Here is a 5,117-nt window from a genome sequence, read left to right as displayed (position 1 = left end):
GTACTCCAGTTCGCGCGATTGCGACCAGCCTTTGGGGTAGAAGTTGTCGCGCCACGGCTCGAAGGTCCAGCCACCGATGCCGATGCTGACGTGGCCGCCGCTCATCGCAGGCTCCAGGCGATCGTGCCGGCCAGCACCACGGCCAGCACGCCGCTCACCACCAGCAGAAAGCGCGTGCGCACGCGCAGGATCTCGACCGCCTCCACCAGCCGCGCGTTCTGCTCGGCCAGCGTCTCCATCAGCTGGGCCGACGCCTGCTGCTGCTCCTGCAGCCGCGCCACGCGCGCTTCGAGCTGGCTGACGCGTTCAGCCGGGTCGGCCGCGGGGGCCGCAGGCGCTGCGGGTTCGGGCTGCTGCGTGCGCGTGAACATCTTGCGTGCGCCCTTGACCACCTGCGGCGCCGCTTCGATCACGTCGCCCCAGGGGATCACCTTCAGTGCCGACAACCAGGAGATGGCCATGCTGTGCGCCGGGCGGCGTGTGGCCGACGGGGCGGCCCGAGTGTCGCAGGCGCTCAGGCCGGAGACAACCGTTCGCCGTTCACCTGTACGCGGTCACCCACCCGCAGGCCGGCCAGCTCGGGCTGGCGGAAGCTGCGCAGTTCGCCGTTCTCCAGCCTCACGTGGATGCGGTAGCCGACCACCCGCTCGGCGCGGTCGCGCTCGATCTTGTTGCCCAGCACCGCCCCGCCGATGGCACCGGCGGCGGTGGCAAGCTTGTTGCCGTCGCCATCCCCGATCTGGTGCCCGGCCACCCCGCCGATCACGCCACCGGCCACGGCGCCGATGCCGGTGCCGCGCGGGCGCTCGGTCAGGGTCTCGATGCTGCTCACATGGCCGATGTCGGCGCGCGGCACGGGCGCGTAGCGGGGCGGCTTCGCCTCGGCTTTGACTGTGGAGCCGGCGTGGTTGGCAGGGTTGGCGACAGGCTCGCCGTTCTGCGGCCCGCAGCCGGTGAGCACGGCCAGGGCGGCCATGCAGACCAGGGAGGCGGCGGCCATTGAAGCGGTGGTGTAGTCGAACGAAGTCTTCTTCATCTGAGGCTCCTGCTTCTGTGGGGGCTGGCGCATTGTTGGTGGCCGTGGGCTGCGCGGTCTGTCCGCGCCCTGCGCAAGCGCACGTAGGACAGCGGCGCAGTGCGGGCCCGGCTGTAGGCCTGCGCCTACAGGGTTTCGCTGCCTCGCCTGATGGCGCGCCCGGGCCGCCGCGCCCACCATGCCGACCATGTGCCCGCCGCGGTGGGCCTTCCTGGCACTCACCGACAAGGAGCACCCCATGGCAAGCAACGACGACTGGGTGGAAGACGTGCGCCGCTGGTACTTCGGCGGCAATGCCCCCGCGGCGGACCGAGAACCGGACGCCCAGGCCGGCCCCGAGCCGCACGAGCTGGGCTACGAAGCGGCCCACCCCGCCCTGCAGGCCCGTCACTGGCCTGACGCGCCCGGCCCGAAGAGCGCAACGTGAGCCACGCGGTGGAAAGCACGGCCGGCGGCCTGCGCCACCCTGCTGGCGACCGTCTCGGTCTGTTGCAGGCCAGCATGCTGGAACGCTGGCAGGCGGCACCGCCGTGGGTTCGCACGCCAAAGGCCATCGCGGCCGGGGTGTTGCTGCTGGCCCTGAGCCTGCTCATCGCGCTGGCGCTGGTGGTGCAAGGCGTGGTGGACCGCAGCGAAGCGGTGACCCAGGCTCGGGCGGCCACCGCGGCCGCCACCACCACCGCCGCAGCAGGCACCCGGCCTTAGCCGAGCCGGCTCACCAGGTGTCGACGGGGTGCGCGACCCGATCGCGCAGCTTGGCCGAGGCCAGGCCGCGCGCGAGCCAGTGGCGTGTCTCGGCGGGGTCGATCACGGCATCGATCTCCAGCATGGCGGCCATGTGGATGGCCTTGCCGCGCTCGTACTGCGCAGCCACCAGCTTGTCGAACAAGGCCTCGCGCTGCGCGCCTTCGGGCTCGGCCTCCAGCTCCTTGCGGTAGCCCAGGCGCACCGCGCCTTCCAGCCCCATGCCGCCGAACTCGCCGGTGGGCCAGGCGGCGGTGAAGGTCGGCGAATGAAAGCCGCCGCCGGCCATGGCCATCGCGCCCAGGCCGTAGCCCTTGCGCAGCACCAACGCAAGGAAGGGCACGCGCAGGTGGGCGGCGGTGACGAACATGCGGCTCACGTGGCGCACCTGCGCGCGCTCCTCGATCTCGGGCCCGACCATGAAGCCGGGGGTGTCGATCAATGACACGATCGGCAGGCCGTGCGCGTTGCACAGCTGCATGAAGCGCGCCGCCTTGTCGGCCGCATCGGCGTCGATGGCGCCACCCAGATGGGCCGGGTTGTTGGCCATCAGGCCGACGGGACGGCCTTCGATGCGCGCCAGCGCCGTCAGGATGCCGTGGCCGAAGCCGGCACGCAGCTCCAGCAGCGAGCCGGTGTCGGCCACGCCCTGCATCACCTGGCGCACGTCGTACACGCGCACGCGGTTCTCGGGCAGGGCATCGCGCAGGCGCAGCGGGTCGGCCGCGCTCCACTCGCTCGTGCGGCCCTGGAAGTAGCCCAGGTACTGCTTCGCAGCAGCCACGGCCTGGGCTTCGTCGTCGACCAGCACGTCGATCACGCCGTTGGCGTGCTGCACGGTGCTCGGGCCGATCTGCTCGGGCTTGAACACGCCCAGGCCGCCTCCCTCCACCATGGCCGGGCCGCCCATGCCGATGTTGCTGTTGCGGGTGGCGATGATCACGTCGCTGCAGCCCAGCAGGGCCGCGTTGCCGGCAAAGCAGCGGCCGTTGGCGATGCCCACCACAGGCACCTGGCCGCTGAGCCGGGCGTAGCTCGCGAAGGTGTGCAGGTCGAGCCCGGCCACGTGCGCCGAGTCGGTGTCGCCCGGTCGGCCGCCGCCGCCTTCGGCGAACAGCACCACCGGCAGGCGCTCGTCGAGCGCGATGCCCAGCATGCGGTCGGTCTTCTGGTGGTTGCGCATGCCCTGCGTGCCGGCCAGCACGGTGGCGTCGTACGACATGACCACGCAGCGCGCCTTCTCTTCGCCGAACAAGCTGCCGTTGACGCTGCCGATGCCGGTGACCATGCCATCGGCGGGCGTGTTCTGGATCAGGTCGTCGAGCGCGCGGCGGCGCGTCTGCGCGGCGAAGGCCAGCGCGCCGTATTCGATGAAGCTGCCCTGGTCGCACAGCTCGGCAATGTTCTCGCGCGCACTGCGCATGCCCAGCGCATGGCGCTTGGCCATGGCCTCGGGGCGGGCGGCATCGAGCGTGAAGGCATGGCGGGTGACCACCTCCTGCAGGTCGGCGCGCACGGCAGGGGCACCCTGGGCCGCTGCCGTGTCGGCCTGCTTCGCCACGGCACCGATCACCGCGGCGCCGAGCGTGAGCAACAACTCGTCCTCGGCGACCGTCTCGCCCACGCGGGCGGCCACGCCCAGCACCTGGGCCGCGGCCTCGGCGCGGATCTCGTGCTCCATCTTCATGGCCTCGAGCACCAGCAGCAGCTGGCCGGCCTGCACGGGCTCCCCCGCGGCCACGGCAACCTGCACCACGGTGGCGGCCATCGGGGCCTTGATTGATTCCTGTGTCATGCCTTGGTCGTCTCCTGGGATGTATCGGCCTCTCGCCGCGCGTTCTTGCTGTTTGCGGGACAAGTGCCCATACTGGCCGCCCGCCAAGGCGCAGATTATCTGGAGGACGGCATGCAACGTCGGACGATCGTGTTGGCAGCAGGTGCTGGAGTGATGATTCCCTGGGCCACATGGGCCGCCGACACCGACAAGGCCAAAGAGCAGGCCGAGGTCCGCAAGGCCGCCCAGCAGGCGCTCGACGCCGTCTACAAGGCGCAGCCCGCAGCGCGCAAGGCCGTCGAATCGGCGGCCGGCTACGCCGCCTTCAGCAACTTCGGCATGAAGATCCTCGTGGCCGGCAGCGGCACGGGCAAGGGCCTGGCGGTCAACAACAAGACCAAGGCACAGACCTACATGAAGATGGCCGAGGTGCAGGCCGGCCTGGGCTTCGGGGTCAAGAAGTTCCAGATGGTCTGGGTCTTCGAGACCGAGAAGGCGCTCAACGACTTCATCAACTCCGGCTGGGCCTTCGGCGGGCAGGCCACCGCCTCGGCCAAGGCCGGAGACAAGGGCGCGGCCTACCAGGGCGCCGTGGCCGTCGCGCCCGGGGTGTGGGTCTACCAGATGAGTGGCAACAGCCTCGCGCTGGAGGTCACGGCCAAGGGCACCAAGTACTACAAGGACACCGATCTCAACTGAAGAAGGAGAGCAACCATGACGACACATTCACGCTGGCACCACCTCACCGCCTCGCTGGCCGCCACCGCGCTGCTGGCCCTGTGCGGCGCCGCCCTGGCCACCGAGCAGGCCGACCAGCGCCGCGCCGGTCGCGATGCCAAGCAAGACGCGAAGCAGGATGCCCGCAAGGCCAAGGTCGACTGCAAGGCCGCCGACCAGAAGAACAACGCCGAGTGCCGCCAGGACAAGCGCGACGCCAAGCAGGACGGCCGGCAAGAGAAGCGCGACATCAAGCACCCCGGCTGAGCCCGGCGGGGCGGCGGCCTGCCGCCCGCGTGTCACGTCATGGACGCACAATGCGCCCATGACCTCGACGAACAAGCCCACGACGCTCATCACGGCCCAGTCGTTCACCGACGCGGCCGCCGCCCTGGCGCACGCCACCACCATCTACGACAGCGGCATTGCGCACCTGCGCGACAGCCTGCAGCGCTTCGTCGCCGGCGAAACGCTCGCCCAGCACGTGCGCGCCTGCTACCCCTACCTGCGTGTGCACACCGACACCGTGGCGCGCGCCGACTCGCGCCTGGCCTACGGCTTCGTGGCCGGCCCCGGCACCTACGAGACCACGCTCACGCGGCCCGATCTCTTCGGCGGCTACTACCTGGAGCAGTTCAGCCTGCTGCTCAAGAACCACGGCGTCTCGCTGGAGGTGGGGTTGTCGACGCAGCCGATTCCCGTGCATTTCTCGCTCGGCGAGCACGATCACCTCGAAGGCAGCATGCCGCCCGAGCGCCGCCTGCTGCTGCGCGACCAGTTCGACCTGCCCGACCTCGCCGCCATGGACGACGGCATCGCCAACGGCACGCACGAGCCCACGCTCGG

Annotated in this window: 6 protein-coding genes and 3 pseudogenes; 5 read left to right on the top strand and 4 right to left on the bottom strand. The window is 70.7% G+C overall.

All coding sequences use genetic code 11. From position 1 onward, the window contains the following. From VFL64_RS15430 to VFL64_RS15420, 3 genes and pseudogenes are all read right to left on the bottom strand, one after another. Positions 1-105, bottom strand: a pseudogene (locus VFL64_RS15430) (DUF72 domain-containing protein); the annotation flags it as partial. Next, positions 102-461 carry a hypothetical protein gene (locus VFL64_RS15425; RefSeq protein ID WP_489541266.1) on the bottom strand — a complete coding sequence of 120 codons (360 nt, stop codon included), beginning with the start codon at positions 459-461 and terminating at the stop codon, positions 102-104. The pseudogene VFL64_RS15430 and the gene VFL64_RS15425, both read right to left, overlap by 4 nt. A gap of 53 nt (positions 462-514) precedes the next feature. Next, complete coding sequence (locus tag VFL64_RS15420) at positions 515-1,036, bottom strand: glycine zipper 2TM domain-containing protein (RefSeq protein WP_489541265.1); 522 nt, start codon at positions 1,034-1,036, stop codon at positions 515-517. Positions 1,037-1,274: 238 nt separating this feature from the next. Here VFL64_RS15420 and VFL64_RS15415 point away from each other — a divergent pair, with 238 nt between their 5' ends. After that, entirely contained in the window at positions 1,275-1,463 is a 189-nt protein-coding gene (locus VFL64_RS15415) for a hypothetical protein (protein WP_489541264.1), read from the top strand. Next, on the top strand, positions 1,460-1,741 hold the full coding sequence (locus VFL64_RS15410; protein WP_489541263.1) for a hypothetical protein: 282 nt from the start codon (positions 1,460-1,462) through the stop codon (positions 1,739-1,741). The genes VFL64_RS15415 and VFL64_RS15410 overlap by 4 nt, the downstream gene beginning before the upstream one ends. Before the next feature lie 10 nt (positions 1,742-1,751). On the opposite strand, the pseudogene VFL64_RS15405 reads toward VFL64_RS15410, so the two are convergent. Continuing rightward, positions 1,752-3,581: pseudogene (locus tag VFL64_RS15405) on the bottom strand (carboxyl transferase domain-containing protein); the annotation flags it as partial. 105 nt (positions 3,582-3,686) lie between these two features. On the opposite strand from VFL64_RS15405, the gene VFL64_RS15400 reads away from it, so the two are divergent. The 3 genes and pseudogenes from VFL64_RS15400 to VFL64_RS15390 all read left to right on the top strand — a co-directional run. Next, a complete protein-coding gene (locus tag VFL64_RS15400; RefSeq protein WP_489541262.1) occupies positions 3,687-4,253 on the top strand; it encodes a lipid-binding SYLF domain-containing protein in 567 nt (188 codons plus the stop codon). 15 nt (positions 4,254-4,268) lie between these two features. Continuing rightward, positions 4,269-4,538, top strand: a complete 270-nt coding sequence (locus VFL64_RS15395) for a hypothetical protein (protein WP_489541261.1) — start codon at positions 4,269-4,271, stop codon at positions 4,536-4,538. A gap of 58 nt (positions 4,539-4,596) precedes the next feature. Beyond that, positions 4,597-5,117 (top strand): annotated as a pseudogene (locus tag VFL64_RS15390) (AMP nucleosidase); the annotation flags it as partial.

Origin of the sequence: Rhizobacter sp., assembly GCF_035702065.1 — a bacterium.
Classification (GTDB): Bacteria; Pseudomonadota; Gammaproteobacteria; order Burkholderiales; family Burkholderiaceae_C; genus Rhizobacter.
This window is presented reverse-complemented; position numbering and strand designations above follow the sequence as displayed.

What these genes read in the sequence shown, in the direction of transcription:
- VFL64_RS15425 (WP_489541266.1), bottom strand. Translation starts at nt 461, where the DNA reads ATGGCCATCTCCTGGTTGTCGGCACTGAAGGTGATCCCCTGGGGCGAC.
- VFL64_RS15420 (WP_489541265.1), bottom strand. Translation starts at nt 1,036, where the DNA reads ATGAAGAAGACTTCGTTCGACTACACCACCGCTTCAATGGCCGCCGCC.
- VFL64_RS15415 (WP_489541264.1), top strand. Translation starts at nt 1,275, where the DNA reads ATGGCAAGCAACGACGACTGGGTGGAAGACGTGCGCCGCTGGTACTTC.
- VFL64_RS15400 (WP_489541262.1), top strand. Translation starts at nt 3,687, where the DNA reads ATGCAACGTCGGACGATCGTGTTGGCAGCAGGTGCTGGAGTGATGATT.
- VFL64_RS15395 (WP_489541261.1), top strand. Translation starts at nt 4,269, where the DNA reads ATGACGACACATTCACGCTGGCACCACCTCACCGCCTCGCTGGCCGCC.